This window comes from Deinococcus aerolatus, assembly GCF_014647055.1.
In the GTDB taxonomy this organism is placed as follows: Bacteria; Deinococcota; Deinococci; order Deinococcales; family Deinococcaceae; genus Deinococcus; species Deinococcus aerolatus.
The window spans coordinates 1-22094 of sequence record NZ_BMOL01000030.1 but is presented as its reverse complement, the minus strand read 5'-3'; the positions used below and the strand labels follow the sequence as shown (position 1 = coordinate 22094).

At 66.7% G+C, this 22094-nt stretch carries 20 protein-coding genes and 4 tRNA genes; 12 read left to right on the top strand and 12 right to left on the bottom strand.

Translation table 11 applies throughout. The annotated features are described in order from the left end of the window. From IEY31_RS17445 to IEY31_RS17425, 5 genes are all read right to left on the bottom strand, one after another. Window positions 1-577, bottom strand: a 577-nt coding sequence (locus IEY31_RS17445; RefSeq protein WP_188974230.1) for a GTP-binding protein, incomplete at its 3' end; no start/stop codon positions are given. A 217-nt stretch (window positions 578-794) separates the two neighbouring features. Next, window positions 795-869 (bottom strand) — tRNA-Thr (locus IEY31_RS17440). A 37-nt stretch (window positions 870-906) separates the two neighbouring features. Further along, window positions 907-979, bottom strand: a tRNA-Gly gene (locus IEY31_RS17435). A gap of 21 nt (window positions 980-1000) precedes the next feature. Beyond that, window positions 1001-1086 (bottom strand) — tRNA-Tyr (locus IEY31_RS17430). Window positions 1087-1129: 43 nt separating this feature from the next. Further along, a tRNA-Thr gene (locus tag IEY31_RS17425) sits at window positions 1130-1205 on the bottom strand. A 457-nt stretch (window positions 1206-1662) separates the two neighbouring features. Here IEY31_RS17425 and IEY31_RS17420 point away from each other — a divergent pair. Then, window positions 1663-3633, top strand: a complete 1971-nt coding sequence (locus tag IEY31_RS17420) for an ABC transporter ATP-binding protein (protein WP_188974234.1) — start codon at window positions 1663-1665, stop codon at window positions 3631-3633. Beyond that, window positions 3630-5513: an ABC transporter ATP-binding protein gene (locus tag IEY31_RS17415; protein WP_188974229.1), complete on the top strand. Its 1884-nt coding sequence runs from the start codon at window positions 3630-3632 to the stop codon at window positions 5511-5513. The genes IEY31_RS17420 and IEY31_RS17415 overlap by 4 nt, the downstream gene beginning before the upstream one ends. A gap of 63 nt (window positions 5514-5576) precedes the next feature. Here the strand turns inward: IEY31_RS17415 and IEY31_RS17410 are convergent, their stop codons facing one another. Next, entirely contained in the window at window positions 5577-6575 is a 999-nt protein-coding gene (locus tag IEY31_RS17410; protein WP_188974228.1) for an ABC transporter substrate-binding protein, read from the bottom strand. Window positions 6576-6813: 238 nt separating this feature from the next. Here IEY31_RS17410 and IEY31_RS17405 point away from each other — a divergent pair, with 238 nt between their 5' ends. Then, window positions 6814-8217, top strand: coding sequence for an RtcB family protein (locus IEY31_RS17405; protein ID WP_188974227.1), 1404 nt, complete (start codon window positions 6814-6816; stop codon window positions 8215-8217). A gap of 128 nt (window positions 8218-8345) precedes the next feature. On the opposite strand, the gene IEY31_RS17400 is transcribed toward IEY31_RS17405, so the two are convergent. Beyond that, window positions 8346-8849, bottom strand: coding sequence for a GNAT family N-acetyltransferase (locus tag IEY31_RS17400; protein ID WP_188974226.1), 504 nt, complete (start codon window positions 8847-8849; stop codon window positions 8346-8348). A gap of 262 nt (window positions 8850-9111) precedes the next feature. On the opposite strand from IEY31_RS17400, the gene IEY31_RS17395 reads away from it, so the two are divergent. Together IEY31_RS17395 and IEY31_RS17390 are read left to right on the top strand one after the other, a co-directional pair. Further along, window positions 9112-10071, top strand: coding sequence for a tRNA dihydrouridine synthase (locus IEY31_RS17395; RefSeq protein ID WP_188974233.1), 960 nt, complete (start codon window positions 9112-9114; stop codon window positions 10069-10071). Beyond that, window positions 10068-10646, top strand: a complete 579-nt coding sequence (locus IEY31_RS17390; RefSeq protein ID WP_188974225.1) for a DinB family protein — start codon at window positions 10068-10070, stop codon at window positions 10644-10646. Before IEY31_RS17395 ends, IEY31_RS17390 begins: the two co-directional genes overlap by 4 nt. A 98-nt stretch (window positions 10647-10744) precedes the next feature. Here the strand turns inward: IEY31_RS17390 and rocF are convergent, their stop codons facing one another. Together rocF and IEY31_RS17380 are read right to left on the bottom strand one after the other, a co-directional pair. Then, the gene (gene rocF / locus IEY31_RS17385; RefSeq protein WP_188974224.1) at window positions 10745-11644 is read right to left on the bottom strand and encodes an arginase; all 900 of its coding nucleotides are present in this window, start codon (window positions 11642-11644) and stop codon (window positions 10745-10747) included. Window positions 11645-11923: 279 nt separating this feature from the next. After that, window positions 11924-12451, bottom strand: a complete 528-nt coding sequence (locus tag IEY31_RS17380) for a GNAT family N-acetyltransferase (RefSeq protein WP_188974223.1) — start codon at window positions 12449-12451, stop codon at window positions 11924-11926. Window positions 12452-12670: 219 nt separating this feature from the next. Between IEY31_RS17380 and IEY31_RS17375 the strand changes: the two genes are divergently transcribed. From IEY31_RS17375 to IEY31_RS17365, 3 genes are all read left to right on the top strand, one after another. Beyond that, complete coding sequence (locus IEY31_RS17375; RefSeq protein WP_188974232.1) at window positions 12671-13264, top strand: metallophosphoesterase family protein; 594 nt, start codon at window positions 12671-12673, stop codon at window positions 13262-13264. Between the two features lie 151 nt (window positions 13265-13415). After that, window positions 13416-14273: an SDR family oxidoreductase gene (locus IEY31_RS17370; protein ID WP_188974222.1), complete on the top strand. Its 858-nt coding sequence runs from the start codon at window positions 13416-13418 to the stop codon at window positions 14271-14273. 250 nt (window positions 14274-14523) lie between these two features. After that, window positions 14524-15789 carry a dihydroorotase gene (locus tag IEY31_RS17365; RefSeq protein WP_188974221.1) on the top strand — a complete coding sequence of 422 codons (1266 nt, stop codon included), beginning with the start codon at window positions 14524-14526 and terminating at the stop codon, window positions 15787-15789. Window positions 15790-15885: 96 nt separating this feature from the next. On the opposite strand, the gene IEY31_RS17360 is transcribed toward IEY31_RS17365, so the two are convergent. After that, window positions 15886-16713, bottom strand: coding sequence for a DUF72 domain-containing protein (locus IEY31_RS17360; protein WP_188974220.1), 828 nt, complete (start codon window positions 16711-16713; stop codon window positions 15886-15888). 100 nt (window positions 16714-16813) lie between these two features. After that, entirely contained in the window at window positions 16814-17251 is a 438-nt protein-coding gene (locus IEY31_RS17355; RefSeq protein WP_188974219.1) for a response regulator, read from the bottom strand. 342 nt (window positions 17252-17593) lie between these two features. Between IEY31_RS17355 and hisF the strand changes: the two genes are divergently transcribed. From hisF to IEY31_RS17340, 3 genes are all read left to right on the top strand, one after another. Next, window positions 17594-18409 carry an imidazole glycerol phosphate synthase subunit HisF gene (gene hisF, locus IEY31_RS17350; RefSeq protein WP_188974218.1) on the top strand — a complete coding sequence of 272 codons (816 nt, stop codon included), beginning with the start codon at window positions 17594-17596 and terminating at the stop codon, window positions 18407-18409. Continuing rightward, entirely contained in the window at window positions 18406-19080 is a 675-nt protein-coding gene (gene hisIE / locus IEY31_RS17345; RefSeq protein WP_188974217.1) for a bifunctional phosphoribosyl-AMP cyclohydrolase/phosphoribosyl-ATP diphosphatase HisIE, read from the top strand. Before hisF ends, hisIE begins: the two co-directional genes overlap by 4 nt. Before the next feature lie 149 nt (window positions 19081-19229). Further along, a complete protein-coding gene (locus IEY31_RS17340; protein ID WP_188974216.1) occupies window positions 19230-19811 on the top strand; it encodes a 5-formyltetrahydrofolate cyclo-ligase in 582 nt (193 codons plus the stop codon). Window positions 19812-19868: 57 nt separating this feature from the next. On the opposite strand, the gene IEY31_RS17335 is transcribed toward IEY31_RS17340, so the two are convergent. Continuing rightward, window positions 19869-20294: a DUF805 domain-containing protein gene (locus IEY31_RS17335; protein ID WP_188974215.1), complete on the bottom strand. Its 426-nt coding sequence runs from the start codon at window positions 20292-20294 to the stop codon at window positions 19869-19871. An 84-nt stretch (window positions 20295-20378) separates the two neighbouring features. Here IEY31_RS17335 and IEY31_RS17330 point away from each other — a divergent pair, with 84 nt between their 5' ends. Further along, complete coding sequence (locus tag IEY31_RS17330; RefSeq protein WP_229723747.1) at window positions 20379-21404, top strand: metallophosphoesterase; 1026 nt, start codon at window positions 20379-20381, stop codon at window positions 21402-21404. Window positions 21405-22094: the final 690 nt, after the last annotated feature.

Here is a 22094-nt window from a genome sequence, read left to right as displayed (position 1 = left end):
CACCGCGGGCGGTCTTGGGGTTCTTCTGCAGGGCCTCGAGGGCCTGCAGGGCGCTGCCCTTGACCACTGGCAGATCGTCGCCGGGGAACTCGTACTTCGAGAGCAGCTCGCGCACTTCCATCTCGACGAGCTCCAGGAGTTCTTCGTCGTCGACCATGTCGACTTTGTTCATGAAGACGACCATGTAGGGAATGCCCACCTGACGGCCCAGCAGGATGTGCTCGCGGGTCTGGGGCATGGGGCCGTCAGCGCTGCTGACGACCAGGATGGCGCCGTCCATCTGGGCCGCGCCGGTGATCATGTTCTTGACGTAGTCGGCGTGACCGGGGCAGTCGACGTGCGAGTAGTGCCGGGTGGCGGTCTGGTACTCGACGTGGCTGGTGTTGATGGTGATGCCACGGGCCTTTTCTTCGGGGGCCTTGTCGATCTGGCTGTAGTCCATCGTTTCGATGGTGGGGTCCATCGCGGCGGCCGTGAAGGTGATGGCGGCCGTCAGGGTGGTCTTGCCGTGATCGACGTGACCGATGGTCCCGATGTTCACGTGCGGCTTGGTGCGCTCAAACGTTCCTTTTGCCATGGGGGTGTCCTCCTGAGAAAGACTGAGATAAGGCGTGTGTGGAGTCTGCCCGCGTTCCGGACAAGCCTGAACAGTGTAGCCGCCCGCCGGGTCTGCGCCAAGTGGCGTTTCCCTGGAACAAAGGGCAGGCCCAGTCTTGAGGGGCTCATCGAAAGCGGCCCACACAGACAACATGCAGGCCGCTTCGGTCAAACTGTGGAACTCTGGTGGAACTTGCTGGAGCTTCTGATCAGGTTCGAACTGATGACCTCTCCCTTACCAAGGGAGTGCTCTGCCACTGAGCTACAGAAGCGCACGGGTTTGACGCGGCGTGAGTGGGCGAAAAAGAAAGCGGGAAACGAGACTTGAACTCGCGACATTCAGCTTGGGAAGCTGACGCTCTACCAACTGAGCTATTCCCGCAGGGAAAAAGAGGTAAAACGCTGGTGGGCAGGGGCGGATTCGAACCGCCGTACACTTACGTGAACAGATTTACAGTCTGTCGCCTTTAACCACTCGGCCACCTACCCGGATTGTCAAAACCCAGCCGGAACAGACTTGCCGACGGAGTTGTGGAGCCACCCATCGGAATCGAACCGACAACCTTCCGATTACAAATCGGGTGCTCTACCAGTTGAGCTAGGGTGGCCTGAGCTAAGGAAAATCCGTCCCACTTGAGTGCGGAAGCAGTCGTGCAGGCACGGTCACTTCCGGCTGGGAATAGTAGCACCGCGTATGGGGGGTGTCAAACCGCCGAACCTGCCGTGAGATGAAGGTCCCCGTGGGCCGGACAGGCGTGGGGGCACAGAGGGGGCCGGGCATGGCCCGTTTCATACGCTGGCAGCAGCTTTTCACTCGCTACCCAGCGTATAGACCGCCTGAACCCTGGGCCGCCTGACGCTGCCTGGCTCCGGAGGCGTTAACGTCCGAGAAATCCCCCGTCTATGCGCCACATGGCGCATTCGCCCATCAGCGATCCGGCGTATGCTGTCCGGCGCACGGGCGCGCCTGGCTTCGGCCCGGGCGGCCTCCGAAGCTCCGCCCCTTTTCTCTCCGCGACGAGGTTTTCCTTGGACAGTCTGCGTTCCCTTTGGCCCTACCTGAAAATGCACCAGCGCCAGTACCTGATTGGCATGGTGCTGGTGATCTTTGCCAACGCCATCAACCTGTTGCCGTTCTACTTCATCCGTCTGACCATTGACGGCCTGACCGGGGCGCGCGACGGCGACGTGGCCACGCCGGGCATCACGCTGGCGCAGGCCGGCTGGTACGCGCTGGGCATCGTGGCGGCGGCGGCCACCGCGGGGGTGCTGATGCTGTTCATGCGCCGCCTGATCGTGGTGGCCTCGCGCCAGACCGAGTATGAGGTGCGGCGCGACATCTTCGGCCATCTGCAGAGCCTGGACAAGCCGTACTACGACCGCGCCAGCACTGGCGACCTGATGAACCGCCTGACCGGCGACCTGAGCGCCGTGCGCGAAATGCTGGGCTTCGGGGCGTGGCAGGTCGTGAACATCGTGTCGGGTTTTCTCACGGCTTTCGCGGTGATGTTCAGCCTCAGCTGGCAGCTAACCCTGATCGTTGTGGCGGTGGTGCCGGTGATTGTGGGCATCCTGACCTACCTGGCGCGGCTGATCAACGTGCGCCACCGGCTGGCGCAGGAGCAGAACAGCAAGATCGCCGGCAAGGCGCAGGAGAACTTCAGCGGCGCGCGGGTGGTCAAGGGCTACGCCATCGAGGACCGCGAGATCAGCGAGTACAAGGCCATGAACCTGGAACTGCTCCGGCGCAACATTGCGCTGACCAAGGTGGACGGCCCCCTGCGCTCCTTCATGAGCCTGCTGCTGGGGCTGGCCTTCGCGCTGATTCTGCTGGTCGGCGGACGGTTGATCCTGACCTCCAACGGCGCGTTCACGCTGGGAATGTTCGTGCAGTTCGTGGGGACCCTCGAGCGCCTGACCTTCCCGATGCTGATGATCGGCTGGATCACCGGCGTCACCCAGCGCGGGCTGGCCTCCTGGCTGCGCCTGCGCGAGCTGTACGACGCGCGCCCGCAGGTCCAGGACGTGCCGGGCCGCACCGACGTGAGCATCCGCGCCCTGGAAGGAGACCTGCGCTTTGAGAACGTGTCCATGAACTACGGCAACCGTGAGGTCCTGAAGAACATTGACCTGCATGTGCCGGCCGGAACGTTCCTGGGCATTACCGGCCCCACCGGCAGCGGCAAGACCGTGCTGGGCCAGTTGATCACCCGCAGCATGGACCCCTCCTCCGGCGTGGTGCGGCTGGACGGCCACGACCTGAGGGTCGTTCCGCTGAAGCTGCTGCACGACGCGGTGGCGGTGGTGCCGCAGGAACCCTTCCTGTTCGGCGACAGCATCGCCAACAACATCGCCTTCGGGGTGGAGAAGCAGGAACTGCCGGTTGTCAAGACCGGGGTGAGCGTGGTGGGTGCGCCGCCGCCGCCGAACATCCCGCAGCAGCCGGACCCGGAAAAGGTGCGCAACGCCGCCCGTCTGGCCGGACTGCTGGAGGACATCGAGGGCTTCCCGCTGGGCTTCGAGACGCTGCTGGGCGAGCGCGGCGTGACCCTGTCGGGTGGCCAGCGCCAGCGCACCGCCATTGCGCGGGCCATTGTGCGCGAACCGGCGATCCTGATTCTGGATGACAGCCTCTCGGCGGTGGACACCGAGACCGAGCGCAAGATCCTGGACGGGTTGCGTGAGGTCAGTGCGGGCCGCACCGTCATCCTGATCGCCCACCGCGTCAGCACCCTGCGCCACGCCGACAGGATTGTGGTGCTGGAAGAGGGCCGCGTGACCGAGCAGGGCAGCCACGACGAGCTGCTGGCCCTGGACGGCCACTACGCCGAACTGGAACGCCTGCAGCGTCTGGCCAGCGATCTGGACGAGGACGACAACGCCACCCTTGATCCCGAAGTGGCCGCAGACCGGCTGGCCGCGCGCCGGGAAGCCATTCGCAATGGGCAGGAGCCCGGCCAGCCCCCGACTCCACAACCCCAGACCCAGCAGACACCGGCCCAGCAACCACCGGCCCGTCAGGAGGTGCTGAAGTGACCGCCCCCGACGACAGCTACAAGAAGGAATTCGACTCTCAGCTGACCCGCCGCATCCTGCACTACGTCCAGCCCTACCTGAAACTGGTGGTCGGCGGGGTGCTGCTGGCGCTGCTGATCTCGCTGGCTGCGCCCACCTTCGCGCTGATCCAGCGCCACGCCATCGACACCTACCTGACCCCACTGGCGGTGCAGCGCGGCGGCGCCCTGGACACGGTGCTGCGCGGGCTGACCATGACGGCGCTGCTGTACGCGGGCCTCAAGGTGCTGGAATTTCTGCTGCAGTACGCCTTCGCCCTCACCATCGGCTATCTGGGGCAGAACGTGCTGCGCGACATCCGCGCCGACGTGTTCAGCAAGTTGCAGCGGCTGCATCTGGCCTTCTTCGATCAGAATCCGGTGGGCCGCCTGATCACCCGCGTGACCAGCGACGTGGACGCCATCAACCAGTTCATCACCGGCGGCCTGGTCAGCCTGATCCAGAGCAGCTTCATCATCGTGGTGTACGTGGTGATCATGCTGTCCGTGAACTGGCGGCTGGCGCTGATCAGCTTTTCCGTGCTGCCGGTGCTGTACTTCGCCACCAACTTCTTCCGCACCCGCCTGCGCGACGCCTTCCGTAACACCCGCACGCAGCAGGCCATCGTGAACAGCAAGCTCAACGAGAACATCACCGGCATGCTGACCGTACAGCTGTTCGGGCGCGAGCGCCGCAGCGCCCTGGACTTCGAGCACAGCAACCGCGCCCTGCTGAGCGCCAACGAGAACAGCGTGCACTGGTTCTCGCTGTTCATGCCCACCGTGGCGGTGCTGGGACAGGTGGCGGTGGCCCTGATCCTGTACTTCGCCTCGCGCCAGATTCTCGGCGTGGGCGTCGACGCTACCGGGGCCTTGCAGACCGGGGCCATTGCCGGGGCCATCACGGTGGGAACGCTGTTCGCCTTTATCCAGCTGTCGCAGCAACTGTTCCAGCCGATTCAGGATCTGGCCGACGTGTTCAACAACCTGCAGGCGGCGATGGCGTCTTCCGAGCGCATCTTCGGCGTGCTGGACACAGAGGAGGAGATCGCCGACAAGCCGGATGCCCGGACTCTGCCCAATTTCGAGGGCCGGGTGGACTTTGAGGGGGTCTGGTTTGCCTATGATCAGACCGTGACCGCCGAGACGCCTGACAGCGACGACCGCTGGATTCTACGCGGCATCGACCTGCACATCCAGCCGGGCGAGAGCGTGGCGCTTGTCGGCGCGACGGGCGCGGGCAAGACCAGCGTGACAGCCCTGGTCAGCCGCTTCTACGACGTGCAGCGCGGCGCCGTCAAGGTGGACGGCATCAACGTGCGCGACCTGGCCCAGCACGACCTGCGCAAGCACGTGGGCGTGGTGCTTCAGGACGTGTTCCTGTTTGCCGGTACCATCGAGAGCAACCTGACCCTGAACAACGCCGAGATCCCCCACGAGCGCGTGATCGAGGCCTGCAAGTACGTGGGCGTCCACGATTACATCCTGACGCTGGAGGGCGGCTATCAGACCGAGGTGCGCGAGCGCGGCGCCACCCTGAGCACCGGGCAAAAGCAGCTGCTGGCCTTCGCCCGCGCCCTGATCCAGAACCCGGACATCCTGCTGGTGCTGGACGAGGCCACCGCCAACGTGGACACCGAGACCGAACTGCGTATTCAGCAGGCGCTGGTCCGGGTCATGCAGGGGCGCACCAGCGTCATCATCGCCCACCGCCTCAGCACCATCGAGCACTGTGACCGCATCGTGGTGATGCGCAAGGGCCGCGTGGTGGAGCAGGGCAGCCACAGCGAACTGCTGGCGCACGGAGGCTACTACGCCCGCCTGCACCGCCTCCAGTACTCGCAGGCGGACGCGGCGGACTGACCGCCCGTCAATGGAAAGAGGCCGGAAGCGCTATGCATTCCGGCCTCTTTCCCTTTTGCTGCTCTACTTCAGCGTCTTGCTAATGAACTGGTTGGTGTAGTAGTCCGTTGCCCTGGCCCCGGCGGGTAGCTGGCCCTGCTTGACCAGGGCCGCCACCGCCTTGGTCCATGCGCCTGGGTTGCTGGCGCCGATGCCGCTCTGCTGGGTGTAGGCGCTGGTCATCAGCGGCGTGCTGGCTTTCAGAATTTCCAGCGTTCCGGCCTTGCCGAACACCGGCTGGGCCAGCTTGAAGGCGCGGGCCGGGTCCGCCACCGTGAACTTCAGGCCGCGCTGGCTGGCCCGCACCACCTTCGCCGCCAGATCACCCGTCAGTGACTTGCCGGAGGCAATCAGGCCCACGCCCACCATCGGGTACGCGGCGGAGATGTCGAGGGTGTAGACCTTCTTGCCCACCGACTGACCCAGCAGCACCACGTCGTTGTTGATGTAGCCCACGGCAGCGTCCACCCGACCGGCCCGCACCGCGTCCTGCTGGGTAAAACCGATGGTGGCGAGCTTGATGTCCCGGCCCTCGGTCAGGCCGGCGCTGTCCAGCAGGGCCTGGATGGCGTGGTAGCTGCTGCCGTAGGGGCCGGGGATGCCCACCGTCTTGCCCTTGAGGCTGGCGACGCCGTCCAGCGGTTTCAGGCTGAACACCGTGACCGGGTTCTTCTGGTACATGGTCATGATGTACTTCAGGTCCGCGCCCTGGTTTCGGGCAAAGATGGCGTCCTCCGGATCGCCCACCACGAAGTCCAGCTTGCCCTGCAGCAGCAGGGGCAGCAGCTGGTTGACGTAGCCGTGCTGGTAGTTGACCTTCAGGCCCTCGGCGGCGAAGTAGCCCAGCCTGTCGGCCACGTAAAACGGCGTGAACTGCACGTCCGGGTTGTAGCCCAGGCCGATGTTGACCGTTCGCGCCGGGGTCTGCGTGGATGGGGTCTGCGTGGCCGGGGTCTGGGCCTGGCTGGTCTGGACACTGGTGGCCAGCAGCAACGTCAGGGGCAGGAGGGCAAGTCGCTTCATGAGACCGAGTATAGGAGCGGAGAATGACGCGTCTGTGATGGGCCACGCCAGGCCAGCACCCCGCCATTGTGCGGATGCCGCCGCGCCGCAAGGTGCGGCACACTGAAACGCCTAAAGGGGAGGTGGACATGCCAGCAGACCGGAACCTGGAGGCAGAAGACAAACGGCGCAGCGATGACGCCCCCCACCGGGATCTATTCCAGAGGCGCGGGAGCCTCTGAAGCACGAAGGAAAGACCATGAACGGAAAGCACATCACCAAACTGGGATTTGAGAGAAAGGCCATTGGGCTGGCCCTGGCGGCGGCCACTGCGCGCGAGGGCGCGGGAGTGGAGCGCGGCGAAATTCTGGACGAACTGCGCGCAGTTCAGAAAAACCCCGCCGCGTATCTGGCGGGCGGCGTTTACGCAGAACTGGCGGCGGAACTGGGCGCGCAGAACGCGCTGAATGACAGCAGGCAGGGTGTGGCCCTCCGGCCTGCGCCGCTGCCCTACGGCGTGTGGGGGGCGGACCTGATCGAGCCGGGCGCACGCGCGCAGATGGACGTGGCGATGCGGCTGCCGGTCACCCGCGCCGGGGCGCTGATGCCCGATGCCCACGTGGGCTACGGCCTGCCCATCGGGGGGGTGCTGGCCACGGACAACGCCGTGATTCCCTACGGCGTGGGCGTGGACATCGGCTGCAGCATGCGCCTGAGCGTCTTTCCGGTGCGGCCGGACGCCCTGAAGGTGGAAGAGGCCAGAAGGCTGCTGCTCAGGCATACCCGCTTCGGCGCGGGCGTGGCCTTTGAAAAACGCGAGCGCGAGGACCACGCCGTGCTGCACGAGGCCACCTGGGACAGCCAGCCCCTGCTGGGTCACCTGCGGGACAAGGCGGCGGCGCAGATCGGCAGCTCCGGCAGCGGCAACCACTTCGCGGAGTTCGGCACGCTGACGCTTTCCTCTGCGGACCTGGGACTGGAGGCCGGGACGTACCTGGCCCTGCTGTCCCACAGCGGCTCGCGCGGTTTCGGGGCGCAGGTGGCCGGACACTTCACGGGCCTGGCCGAGCGCCTGCACCCCAACCTCGATCCGGCGGCCAAGAAGCTGGCCTGGCTGTCGCTGGACGCCGAGGAAGGCCAGGCGTACTGGCAGGCCATGAACCTGGCCGGACGCTACGCCCTGGCCAACCACGAGCTGATCCACGCCCGCCTGGCCCGCGCCCTGGGCGTGAACGTGCTGGCCTCGGTCCACAACAGCCACAACCTGGCCTGGAAGCAGCAGGTGGGCGGCCAGCAACTGATCGTCCACCGCAAGGGCGCGACGCCCGCCGCAAGGGGGCAGCTGGGCCTGATTCCCGGCAGCATGGCCGATCCCGGCTTCGTGGTGCGCGGCCGGGGCCACGCGGACGCCCTGGCCAGCGCCAGCCACGGTGCGGGCCGTCAGCTGGGGCGCAAGGCCGCCGCCAACACGCTGGTGAAAAAAGAGGTGACCGCCTACCTGAAGCAGCGCGGCGTCACCTTGATCGGCGGCGGCATCGACGAGGCGCCGCAGGCCTACAAGCGCATCGGGGACGTGCTGGAACGTCAGAACGACCTGGTGGATGTGGTGGCGCAGTTCATGCCCAGGGTGGTCCGGATGGACAGCGGCAGTCAGGACATCTAGCGGCCCGAACCACACCTCCAGCCCTCTCTCCACGGGGAGGGCTTTTTCCTGGTGCCCTGTTCACTCTGGCCATCGCCGGGCGCGGCAGGAGTGACGTCGGGCGACAGGCCAAGGCGGCAGGAGTTCGGTTAGTCGCTTGCCACGCTCAGACCGGGATCGGGTTCGTGCAGGCGGGTATGCAGCGGCTTGGCGTACCAGGTCATGACCGGGCGGGCGTCCACCGTGAAGGTGTAGCCCAGGCGCTCCCAGAAACGGGCGCCACGCGGGTTGTCGCCCAGGACGCTGGCCAGCACGCGCTCGGTGTTGGCGGGCAGCCGCCCCTCCAGCCCGCGCATGACCGCCTCGCCCAGCCCCTGGGACTGGCGGTCCTCACGAATCAGCAGCAGGTTGATGGTCAGGTCACCGGCCTGGGGGTAGTCGAGTTTGTAGTCGAGGCTGCCCACCAGTTCGCCGTGGGGGTCATGCAGCAGTTCCAGCCTGCGGCGCGGGTCGAGCAGGGCGATCTCGACGTCCCGTTCCACCTCGCTCAGGGACGGGACGCGGCTTCCGAGAAGCGCGAAGTATCCGGGAGCGGCGGCGTAGAGCATGTGCAGCAGCGGCGCGTGGTGCAGCGCCAGTGGTGTGAAATTCAAGGCTGAGCCTCCTGTCCAGAACGGCAGGAATGGGGGAAGAAAGGATGACTGGACGTATGCAAAGCATACACCCCGCCCCCAGGGCAGGGCATGAACAGCGGGCGTTTCGGCGCTTGAGCGGAGATTCATGTCAGGGGGGGTGGGGGTGCGCTACCCTTCGGGGGTGACCGGTTCTGCCTCCTCCTCTGCCTCCTCTGCGGCGCCCGCCGCTCCGGGGTTCTACGCGGCCCGGCTGGCCCGTCCGGGGGCAGTACTGGCCCCGATGGCGGGCTACAGCGACGCGCCGATGCGGCAGTTGGCCTCCGAGCAGGGGGCGCTGTGGACCGTCAGCGAGATGATCAGCGCGCGCGGGCTGGTGCTGGGCGGCGACAGTGAGCGCCTGAATCTGGGCCGTCCCTACGCCGGCGAGCGGGACAGGGCCGTGCAGCTGTTCGGTGCGGAGCCGGAACTGCTTTCCGCTGCGGTGGCCCGCGCCGAGGCATGGTTTGCCCCGGCGGCCATCGACCTGAACATGGGCTGCCCGGTGCCCAAGATCCGGGGCAAGGGCGGCGCATGCCTGCTTCAGACGCCGGAAGTGGCCTACGCGCTGGTGGGGGCCATGCGGGCGGCCACGGCCCTGGACGTGAGCGCCAAGATTCGCCTGGGCTGGGACACAGACCGCAGCGTGGAAGTCGCGCAGGGGCTGGAGGCGGCGGGCGCGTCACTGATCACGGTGCATGGCCGCACCAGCCGCCAGCGCTACACCGGCGAGGCCGACTGGGACGCCATTGCCCGCGTGGCCGCCAGCGTGGGGGTGCCGGTGGTGGGCAGCGGCGACATCCTGAGTGCGGAGACAGCGCGGCAGCGCCAGCGTGAAAGCGGCGTGGCCACCGTGATGATCGGGCGCGGCTCGGTGGGCAACCCGTGGATCTTCCGGGCGCTGGCCGGGGGGCAAGGCGGCGAGGACCGGCCCAGCCCCCAGGTCCGTGCCCGGACGGCCCTGCGCCACGCCGAACTTCAGACCCGGTTCTACGACGACGACAGCGGGCGCCTGACCCTGCGCCCGCTGCGGAAGGTGCTGCCGCGCTACCTGCCGGACTATCCCGAGCTGCACGCGGACCTGACCCAGGTGGTCACGGTGACTGACGTCGAGCAGGTGCTGGCGCCACTGCTGGGGACGAACCCAGCCCAGACAGGGGCAACCGCCAGCGCCGCCGCAGAGTATGCTGTGAGTTACCCATGAATGTTCGCGAGTATTACTCCTACCTGTCTGCCGCGCGCGAGCAACTGTGGAATTACCTGCGTGCCCTGCCCGCCGCCGATCTGGACCGTGATCTGATCGAACCCGGCGAACGTTTTCATAGCATCAAGGATCTGTTGCTGCACGTCACCGATGTCGAGGATCACTGGGTCCACTTCATTGCGCGCGGCGAGAACCTCCAGAGCGACGGACGCTTCAAGCACAACTGGGTCAAGCCGCAGGCCGAGCAGTACGAACTGTCGTGGATCATCGACTATGGGCGGACGGTCGGGGGGCAGACGCAGGCGTTCCTGGATTCCGGCCCGGACCTGAACCGCTGCGTCAAGCTGGTGCAGGACGATCCGGCCAGCGACACGGTGACCCTGGACCAGCTGATGTGGCACGTCATGACCCACGAGGTCCGCCACACCGCCCAGATCGCGCTGCTGGTCCGTCAGCTGGGCCACACGCCCCCATGGCTCGATTACCTGCGTTTCGCCCGTCCGCAGGCGACGGAGGGTCAGGGAGACGCCCCGGAGCTGGACGACGCGGTGGAAGCCAGTAGCGAGCGGGCCTAGCCCCCGGACCCTCAGCCTTCTTGCCACTGGCAAGACCGGCGCCCCACAGGCCTGTCGCTGTGGGGCGCCCTCGTTGCGTGGCGCGGGTCTGGCAGCCCTTACAGGATGCGCTGGCCCAGCAGGCTCGCAGCCATGCCCACCATCACTTCCGCAGTCTGGTTGTGGGTGTCGAGGATCGGGTTGACCTCCACGATGTCCATGCTGGTCACGCGCCCGGATTCGGAGAGCAGTTCCATCAGCAGGTGGCCCTCGCGGTAGGTCAGGCCGCCGGGCACCGGGGTGCCCACGCCGGGGCAGATGGCGGGATCAAGCGCGTCGGCGTCAAAGGAGACGTGCAGGCGTTCCAGCCCGCCCAGGCGCTCCAGGGTTTCGTCCAGGATGCGGGTGATGCCCAGCTGGTCCACTTCCTTCATGGTATAGGCCAGGATGCCCGCCTCCTGCATCAGGGCGCGCTCACGCTGGTCCACGCTGCGGATGCCGATCATGACGATGTCCTCGGGGCGCATATGCCAGCCGCCCCCCAGGCCGCTGAGGTGCGGGTCGCCCAGCCCGGTCAGGTGGGCCACCGGCATGCCGTGGATGTTGCCGCTGGGGCTGCTCTGCGGCGTGTTGTAGTCGGTGTGGGCGTCCACCCAGATCAGGCCGCTGCGGACCCCTGCCGGGTGACCGCGCAGGGCGTTGCCGGTCACGGTGCCCATGCTGACGCTGTGGTCACCCCCCAGGGTCAGCGGAAAGGTGCCCGGCGGCAGCGCGGCCACCCGCTGGGCCGTGTCCCGGCAGGCCTGAATAATCGGTTCCAGAAAAACCAGCCCGGCCTCCTCATGCTTGTCCAGCGTCTCGGGCAGGGCCACAGGGATGTCGCCCAGGTCCTGTACCGCGTGTCCCAGCTCCCGCAGGCGGGTGGCCAGATGCGCGTTTCGCAGTGCCGACGGCCCCATGTCCACCCCGCGCCGCCCCGCGCCCAGATCCATCGGAATACCCAGAATAGAAAGGTTCATGCATCCAGCTTACGGGAGAGGCAGGGTTATGCCTTGCGGCTGCAACATTATTTCCGCCCGCTGGGCCTGGCACAGACATGAGGGATATTCAGATGAATATTCATGCTGTCCAGCGGCCCAATTCTGCCGGGTACGTCGGCGACACGGCAGGGAAGAACCGCTTCAGGGGTGCGGGCACCGGGCGTGGTGCTGGGCGCCTGGCGCCCCCACGGGAGCTGGTGGACCGTGAATGTCGAGGGCCTTCGCCCTTCTCCCTGCCGGGCGCCAGCACCGCGCGGCCTAGACCCGGTGTGCCCACACGGTCAGTTCGCCTTCCTCGTCATCCCAGCCCCTGCCCGTCCGCACGAACCCCAGTTTTTCCAGCACGCGCTCGCTGGCACGGTTGTGCAGGGCGGTCTGGGCCGTGACCATCTGCACATCCGGGCGGGCGTGCAGGTGGGCGACAAGCGCGCCCACCGCCTCGGTTGCCAGACCCTGCCCCCACACTTCCGGGTTCAGGCCGTAGCCGATTTCCAGCTCGCCCGCCGCATTCGGTTTGCCCTTGCTGCCCAGCTGACCGATGGCCCGCCCACCCTCACGCGTGACGGCCACGAACGAACCGCGCTTGACGCCCTCGCGGTCCGTCTGGGTCAGGTAGTAGGGAAAGGCCCCCAGCGGCGCGCCGGGCCACTCGGCAGGAAAGCAGACCTCCAGAGGGCCGTCCGGCGTGTCACAGGTTAGTGAGAACCCAGCGGCCTCCAGCCGGGCAATGATCATGTCGCGGGTCATGGGCAGCAGCTGTAAACGAGGAGTAAAGAGCACAGGCACGCGGGCAGGGTATCGTGAATCTTTCGCCCTCACGCGCCACCGACGCGCCGCCGTTCAGGTCCCGCCATCGCCGGACACTCCGCACACCTTCAGCGAAGCACACTTTAAAAAGGCACAGCGGCACCCCAGCGTTCCCTGCCCACCCACCCCGCCCCGATGACCCAGACTGCTGCCTCCTCCACACCGCCTTTCCCGCCACGCGTGCTGGGCAAGAGGGTCATGCTGCTGGCGGATTACGTGCATCCCTTCGTGTACCGCGAGGGGTTCCCGCGGGGAATGCCAGAGGTGGACGCGGTGCTGGCCGCTGGGGACATTCCCGGCTACTATCTGGAATTTCTGGCGACCAAGCTGACCGTCCCGATCATCTACGTGCATGGCAACCACGAGGAGGAATACGTCAACGAGGGTGACGGACGCATTCCGGCGCGCGGCGTGATCGCGGCGCACGGGCGCGTGGTGGAGGAGGCGGGGCTGAGGATCGCCGGGTGGGGCGGCGCACCGCGCTACCGCGAGAAGGGGCGCGGACAGTACAGCGCCCACGAGGCCCGCTGGGGACTGGGCCGGCTGGCGTGGCACACACGCCGCGGCGTGGACATCCTGCTGACCCATGCCCCACCCACCGGGCCGCACGCGGGCAGCGACTTCGCCCACCGGGGCTGCCCGGAACTGGGCAGGTTCATGCAGCGCCGCCGCCCGGCCCTGCTGGTGCACGGGCACATCCACGAGTATGAGGGCCGCAAGCTGGAATACCTGGACCCGCTGTCGGGCACGCGGGTGATCAACGCCTACGGCTACCGTGTGCTGGAGGTCTGACCCCGGCCTGTGCGGCCGTGAAACACACCGGAGTTCGCGCTACAGTGCGGGTCAAGCCCGGCAATTTGGGAGGAAAAGACCTGTTCATGCTGTTTGCCTCCCTGCCCTCCAGCCTTCCCCAATTCCAAGTTCACTGTCCCGAAGGAGAACCATGACCCTCAGCGCAGGCACGCCCGAATCCACCTTTCGCCCCGATCTGCTGCGCGGCAGGCACGCCCTGATTACTGGCGGCGGCAGCGGCATTAACCTGGGCATCGCCCAGAGCTTCGCGGCCCACGGCTGCGCGGTCACGATCCTGGGCCGCAACCTGGAAAAGGCCCAGAAGGCAGCGGCGGGCATTGTGGACGCGGGCGGCCGGGCAATCGGTGTCAGCGCCGACGTGCGCGACTTCGCGGCGATGGAGGCGGCGGTGGCGCAGGCCATTGACGCACACGGCGACTTCGACATCGTGCTGGCGGGCGCGGCGGGCAACTTCCCGGCCCCGGTGGACGGCATCTCGCCCAACGGCTTCAAGACTGTGGTGGAGATCGATCTGATCGGCACCTACCACACCATCAAGGCGGCGGCCCCACACCTGAAGGCCCCCGGCGGCAACGTGCTGAGCATCAGCGCCTATGGCGTCCCGGTGCCGATGCAGGCGCATGTGGTGGCGGCCAAGGCGGGCGTGGACGCCCTGACGCAGACGCTGGCCGTCGAGTGGGGCCTGCGCGGCATCCGCGTGAACGCCATCATCCCCGGTCCCATTGACGGCACGGAGGGCATGGCCCGGTTGGCCCCCGACGAGAAGAGCCGCAGCATGGTGGCCGGAAGCGTGCCACTGGGCCGCATGGGCGTCCCGCAGGACATCGCCAATGCCGCGCTGTTTCTGGTCAGCGACGCGGCCAGTTACATTACTGGCGTGATCCTGCCGGTGGACGGCGGCCAGAATATGCTGGGCGGCGCGCCGCAGTATCAGACCTTCCAGGCCATGGGGTTCGGGCACAAGGCCGGCACGCAGAAGAAGGACTGAGCGGACGGCCCGCCGGGTCTGCCCTGCACGGGGGTAATGTGGCCTCCGCGCAGCGTTCCCATCGCAAGGCCGTCACCCGTCAGGCCGGGATGCTGCAAAGTAAGAGTGTCCTGGCCTGCTGGCTTGCCTGTTGCTGAAGGCCGTATCGGGGCGGCCCTGACCACGCCTCTGCCCGGCGTGGGCTTCAAATCGGTCTGGTTCCCGCGCTGACCGGACTGATCCGCCGCCTTACACTCTGATCGAGGTTTTCATGACTTTAACCATCACCAACATCCGCCGGCCCAACGCCACCGAAACCGAGTCCGTCACCATCGAGAACGGCGTCATCAAGGGCTGGAACCTTCCGGCAGAGGGCGAGACCATCGACGGGCAGGGCGGCACCGTCGCCCCTGCCCTGATTGAATTACACGCCCACCTGCGCGAGCCGGGGCAGACCGAGAAGGAAGACCTGGCCTCGGGCCTCGCGGCGGCGGCGGCGGGCGGGTACGGCACGGTGGTCTGCATGCCCAACACCTCGCCGGTGATCGACGATCCGGCCCTCATTCGCAGCCTGATTGGGAAGGCCGACGGGCTGGGCTTCGCACGTCTGAAACCGGCGGCGGCCTTGACAAGGGGCCAGAACGGCGAGGCGCTGGCCGAGTTGTCGTACCTGAAGGACGCCGGGGCCGCCATGTTCACCGACGACGGGCGCACCAACGAGAACGCGCGGGTGCTGCGGCTGGGGCTGGAATACGCCGGAAGCCTGGGCATGGTGGTGAGCGTCCATGCCGAGGACGCCTCGCTGCGCGCCGACGGCGTGATGAACGAGGGATCGGTGTCCGAGGCGCTGGGCCTGCCCGGCAACCCTGCGGCAGCGGAGGCGGCCCGCGTGGCCCGTGACCTGGAGATTCTGGCGGGTCTGCACGCCCAGGGTTCGGAAGCCCACCTGCATATCCAGCATCTGTCCACCGCCCGCGCCCTGGACCTGGTGCGCGGCGCGAAGGCCCGTGGCCTGAGGGTGACCTGCGAGGTCTGCCCCCACCACCTGACCCTGACTGACGAGGCCCTGCGCGGCTTCGACGCCATCTACAAGGTGGCCCCTCCGCTGCGGGCCCAGCGTGACGCCGATGCCCTGCTGGAGGGCCTACAGGACGGCACGGTGGACTGCGTCGCCACCGATCACGCCCCCCACACCCGCGCCGAGAAGGAACGCGATCTGCTGGACGCCCCCAGCGGCATCGCGTACATCGAGCTGGCCTTTCCGCTGATGTACACGCGCTTTGGCGAAGTGCTGGGGCTGGACAAACTGCTGGACCTGATGACGGCTGGCCCTGCCCGCATGATGGGCTGGCCTGTCCCTTCGCTGGACGCCGGTGCGCCCGCCGATCTGGTAGTCCTCGATCTGGCCACCGAGCGGACAGTCACTCCCGCCGAATTCAAGACCAAGGCCAAATTCACGCCCTGGGCCGGGGAAACGTTGAGGGGCTGGCCGCTGCTGACCGTGGTGGACGGGCAGGTGGCCTACCGCCGAGACTGAACCTGCCGTTCAGGGCTGACGGCTGTGCCCACTGCTGAGGTGGAATAGCGCGTTGGCCCGAACGCTTCTACGGTCCATCACACTGTGTCTCTGCCGCTACAGCAGACGCCCGTCATCGCCAGGATCAGGCGTGGGTGCGGGCACACCGCGCGCGTTCAGGGCCTCGCGAAGCATGGGAATGTTCTTCAGGGCGTGGCCCTTGGTGGTGTTCTGGAAAAAGACGTACAGCTCGCTCAGGTCCTCGGCCACCAGCGCGATTTTCTCGGCCCATTCGTCCATCTCGGCGCGGTTGTAGCGGTAGTCGTGGCGTTCGGCGGCGCTCTTGCCCTCCCACCAGCTGCCCTCGTTGCGCCCGTGCAGCCGCAGGTAGCCCACATCCCCGGTGACATGCACCTGCGGTTCGGGCATGCCGCCCACCGGCGGGTAGTCGGGGCTGACCCAGATCAGGCCGAACTCGCCCATGCCCTCGCGGACCTCCGGCTTATCCCAGCTGGCGTGGCGCAGTTCCACCGCCAGCTCGTGCCCGGCGAAGCGTTCGGCCAGCCCCAGCAGGTACTTGCGGTTGTCGGCGGTGCGGTGAAACGAGTACGGGAACTGCGCCAGATACGGTCCCATCAGGCCAGCGTCGCGCAGCGGCTCCGGACTTTGCAGCATCCGGTCATAGTCGGCGTCGGTGGGGGCACGGTCATGGGTGAAGGCCCGGTTTAACTTGACGGCGAAGCGCGTGCGCCCGCCCGACTTGCGGGCCATGCCCTCGAAGGCCTTCAGGCCGGGGATGGCGTAGAACGAACTGTTCAGTTCCACGGCGTCAAAGTGCCGGGCGTAGGCGTCCAGATAGCCGTCTTTTCTCACGCCCTCGTAGATCAGGCCAGGGGCCGTCCAGTCCTCGTTGCTGTAGCCGCCGCAGCCGATGTACACGCGCATGGGTTCAGGGTACGGTGTCGCCTCGTCAGGGAGAGCGGGGATGAAGGCGGGTTCAAGACGGCCATCCCGCAGGCCAGAAGGCATTCCAACCTCAGGGGAGTCAGAACAGGCGGGGGTGGCGGTTCAGCTTGGTCCAGAATGCCTGAATGGTCCGCATGGCGTCCCGGAACTGGGCAAAGTCCAGCGGCTTGATGACGTAGGCGCTGGCCCCGTGCGCGTACGAGTCGCGGATGTCGCGGTCCTCGCCGCTGGTGGTCAGCATCACCACCGGGATGTCGCGCAGGGCCTGATCGGCGCGGATGGCGTCCAGCACGGCCAGCCCGTCCATTTGCGGCATCTTGAGGTCCAGCAGGATCAGGTCCGGCAACGGCTGGTTGTGCTGGACCGCCTGGCGCAGCAGCGCAATGGCGTCCTGGCCGCCGCCAGCCACCACAACCTCAGGCCGGGACTCGCCTATCTTTCCGTCGCCAATGGCGGCCAGGGCCAGTTCCAGGTCATTCGGGTTGTCGTCGACGAGCAGGATGCGGTGCGTGTTCACGGCGTTCTCCAAAACAGGGGGTGGCCCAGAGTGATTACCGTTCCAGAGTGGAAGACGGCAATCAGCGGTGGCTGGCGCGGCCTGAAGAGGCCACCGGATACCCCAGCGTAGCACAGAGCATGAAGGGTTCCTAAAGTTTTTCGGGGGTGGCCCCAAGTGTATCTTCGGCTGCATTGTTATGGAAAGTGGCTGTGGGGCGGCACAAATCAAATTTCAAGCATTGGGGGGCTGCTCTCATACAAGGAGATCTGAGATAGACAGGAGAGGAATTGTGAACAGGGGAGGGGCCGCTGTCTGTCGGCCCACGCCAGGGCAGCGGCGCCCTCGCGTAAACTCCGAGACATGTTGAGCAAGCGCATCATTCCCTGTCTGGACGTACAGAATGGCCGGGTGGTCAAGAACGTCCGTTTCTTCGAGGACCACCGCGACGCAGGCGATCCGCTGGTGCTGGCGCAGGCCTACGAGCAGCAGCAGGCCGATGAACTGGTCTTCTACGACATCACCGCCACCCACGAGGGCCGGGGGCTGATGCTGGACGTGGCCGCCAGGGTGGCCGAGCAGGTGATGATGCCGCTGACAGTGGGGGGCGGCGTGAACGCCCTGTCGGACTTCCGTCAGCTGCTGAATGCGGGGGCGGACAAGATCAGCGTCAACAGCGGCGCCCTGGCCCGCCCGGAGCTGATCCGCGAGGCGAGTGACCACCACGGCGCGCAGTGCGTGATGCTCTCGGTGGACGCCAAGCGCCGTCCGGACGGCAGCGGCTGGAACGTGTTCCGGGCAGGCGGGCGCGTAGACACCGGGCTGGACCTGCTGGAGTGGGTCGTGCGCGGGCAGGCGCTGGGCGCGGGCGAGATCTGCCTGAACATCATGGATGCCGACGGCACCCGCGCGGGCTTTGAGCTGGACGCCACCCGCGCCGTGGCCCGCGCCGTGGACCTGCCGGTGATCGCGTCTGGTGGTGCGGGGCAACTGGCGGACTTCTACGAGGTGCTGACCGCCGGGCAGGCCGACGCCGCGCTGGCCGCCAGTGTCTTTCATTTCGGCGAACTGACCGTGCCTCAGGTCAAGGCGTACCTGCACGGACAGGGCGTGGCGGTGCGGCCCGAGTGGCAGGACACGGTGAGGCATCCGGCAGTGCTGGGCGGGGGCGGCCGATGAGCGGCGCGACGCAGCGGCCTGACTTATCCTCTCTCAAGTTCGGCACGGACGGCCTGATCCCGGTGGTCACGCAGGACGCACGCACCGGCGCGGTGCTAATGCAGGCGTACGCGGACCTTGCAGCTCTGGAACGCACCCTGGCCACCCGCGAGGCCACCTACTACAGCCGTTCACGCGCCGGGCAGTGGATCAAGGGCGCGACGAGCGGCCACACCCAGCGCGTGGTGTCCGTGTCTCTGGACTGCGACGGCGACAGCGTGCTGTACCGCGTGGAGCAAACCGGGGCGGCCTGCCACACCGGCGAGTACTCGTGCTTCCACACGCCGTTGCTGGCAGAACAGGCGCCTGCCGCCGGGCTGGACGGCACGCTGGAGCGCGTCTACACCACCATTTCGGAGCGCCTGGCCACGTTACCGGAGGGCAGTTACGTGGCCCGCCTGCACGCGGGGGGCCTGGACCGGGTGCTGAAGAAGATCAGCGAGGAAAGCGGCGAGGTGCTGCTGGCGGCCAAGAACGGTGACCGCGCCGAACTGGCCACCGAGGTGGCGGATCTGCTGTTCCACACCCTGTTCGCCATGGCCGAGGTGGGCGTGTCGCCGGGCGAGGTGGCTGCCGTGTTGCAGGGGCGCGAGGGCCGAAGCGGGCTGAAGGGGCCGAAAGAGGCCGGCTGAAGGCGCGGTGAGAGAAGCATGAAGCCCCGTGGTGACTCAAGCGCACGCCCGCTGCAGGTGGTTGTTCAGGAACACGCGCTCACCTGGGGAGACACGCGCTCCACTTTTTCAGGTGCCTCGCTTTTGTGGTTGGCGATGCAGACCCGCCCATGACTCTGCCTCCGAAAGTCCCGAAGGTGTGGGATAAAGCAGAGTGGCGGGGCTGGGCGCGTGGGCGCAGGGACCAGCTTCCCGATCATTCGGCAGCCATCAGCGCCCACCTGGGGCAATTGTTGCGGGCGCAGGGTGCGCGGCGGGTATTGGCCTACCGCGCCCTGCCCGGCGAGCCGGATGTGTCTGTACTGGCCGAGGCATTTGAACTGCTGGCCCCCCGCGCCCGCTTTCGCCCCGCACCCAGACTGACGCTGCACCCCTGGGCCACCGCCACCGAACCCAGCCGCTTCGGGGCGCTTCAGCCGCCTGCCGACGCTCCAGAAGTGCCGCTGAGTGCTGTGGACGCCGTGTTGCTGCCTGGTCTCGCCTTCGATACGCGGGGCATCCGGCTGGGCTACGGCGGCGGTTTCTATGACCGCCTGCTGCCTTTCTTCCGCGGCCTGACGGTAGGTGTTACTCCCAGTCGGCTGATCGTGCCGATGCTTCCGGCGGATGCTCATGACTGCCTGGTGGCTTGGTTAGCTACGGAGGACGGTGTGGTGTGCGTTCCTGTGGCCACGTTGAGGGGAACAGAATAACGGAACAGGGATGCCCTCCGTCCCCCACACTCGTCTGCTCCAAAACGGCTGCGTCGCCTACCAGTTGGCCCCAGACGTTCCGCCTGCTCCTCCCTTGGGATTTGGCCCCCACTTGTTGGCCCCAGGTTCGCTGTCGAGCAGCAAGAAGACAAGCACCACCAGACTGCCGAAGGGAATGAGTGACAGCAGATACCACCAGCCGCTCTTGCCCGTGTCGTGCAGGCGGCGCACCACCACGGCCAATGAGGGAACGAGAACGGCCAGCGTGTAGATGCTTGCCAGGACAGCGCTGGCGAGGGCCAGCCCACCCAGACTGCCTGGAGCACCGTCTGCGGAGGCGGCGGCGCTGGACAGCAGGAAGGGAAGAGCGAGCACAAAAGAAATGACGGTGTTCACCAGCGTGAACAGCCAGTATTCGCGGCGGCGGGCCCGTCCCGAGAAGTCGGCGTAGTGGGTACGGAGGACCTTCAGATATTCATTCATACCGTCACGGTAAAGCCTGTCTGGGTGGACCGTCGCCGCACATGCGTGTGCTCGGCGGTGGCAGCCGGGGGTACTGTGAGGGTGATGCTTTCAAAGACAGCCGTGCTGGCCTCGACTCTGCTGCTGTGCGCCTGTGCCCCCACCGTCACTGGCCCGGTCCAGCCCCTGCCAGACCTCACCGTGACGCTGGCCCTGCCCGATCCACAGCGTCTGCGGGTGATTGTCATGGGCGATCAGGGCACCGGGACGGAGGTGCAGCGGCGGGTGGCGGCGGCCATGCAGGCTGTGTGCGCGGCGCAGGGTTGTGACCTGGGCGTGGGCCTGGGCGACAACTTCTATCCGGCAGGACCGAGATCGGCGGATTCGCCGCTGTTCAAGACCCGTTTTGAAGACCTGTACGGCCCGCTGAACATCCCCTTTTTAATGGTGCCGGGCAATCACGACGAGAGTGGCTTCTTTGGCGGCGATGGCACGGACGCACGGGGCGCAGAGGCCCAGATCGCCTACGGCAAGCTCAATCCGCAGTGGGTGATGCCGGGGCGCACCTACCGCGCCCCCGTGAACACCCTGGCCGAATTCTTCGCGGTGGACACCTCGCCGCTGGCCGCCTACCTGCCCGTCCGCCGCGCCAGCGAGCGCCCTGGCGGCCCGTGGGACTTGGCCCAACGTGCATGGCTGACCCAGGCAATGGGAAACAGCACTGCCCGCTGGAAAATCGTGCTGGGCCACCACCCGCTGTTCTCCAATGGCAAGCATGGGGATGCCGGGAGTTATGACGGGCTGCCCTTCGCCTTCCAACGGGGGGACGCGGTGCGCGATCTGTATGGGCTGGCGTGTGGCAAGGCGGATTTGATATTGAGTGGCCACGATCACGCCTTGCAAGTATTTGCCCCCCAATCTGAATGCCCTGGCACTTGGACCGCCATTTCTGGCGCGGCGGGGAAAGTTGAGGGGGGGAAGGTGGGGGGCCGTGCTGCTGCCACTGAGGTTTATGGGCAGCCGGGCTTTTTGTGGCTGGACGTGACGCCGCAGATGCTCACGATTCGTATTTTTATGGTAGGGATTGATGGAGGGATTCAGGCGAATTGGAGCCAAGCCATACGAAGATGATTACGGATCGGCGGCTGGCGGCCTGACAGATTTTATGAGAGTGAACGAAAAACGAGCTGCTAGCCGACCTCCAGCGTGGTCTGAGGAGAGGCTTGAGGGCGCTTCCGTTGACCTGGGGGCTCAGGGTCTAGCCCACGCTGCACTACCTCGATGCCTTGGGACACGAGTAGCAAAATTGCCACGGCCAGCACGGTGACCAATCGTTCGAGACTGGGCGCATCCGCACTTTGGAATCCTCCAACCCGAACAGCCCACTTTTCTCGTCCAGAAAGCCTTCCTCAATCTGGAAGCGCTCGCCGTACTCAGCAAAGGTTTCCACGCTTGTCGGTTCGTCGTTGACCACCTACCACTGCTCTGGCCCGTCCATCGGACGTACGAGAGCAACATGGACGGGACCAAAGTGTTTCCGGGTGAGGGTGACGTTGTGGAAGCAGCGCGTATCTCTGGGCGAGAGCTGCACGTCGCGCACCTGGCACAGCCGCTGGCCTTAAGGGGCCGCCAGGATCAGGCTGGACTTGATGCGGATGCGGTAGTGCCACCCGCAGAACTGAAGGCCTGCCCATCAGGTCGGTGTCGCAGAAGCCGCGGTCCGCCAGCAGGCGGATCTGCTGGATGCCCACAAAATCCAGCAGCCCTTTGACCTCGGCCAGGATGGGCAGCAGGTGAGTCGTGCTGACCTGCGCGCTGGAG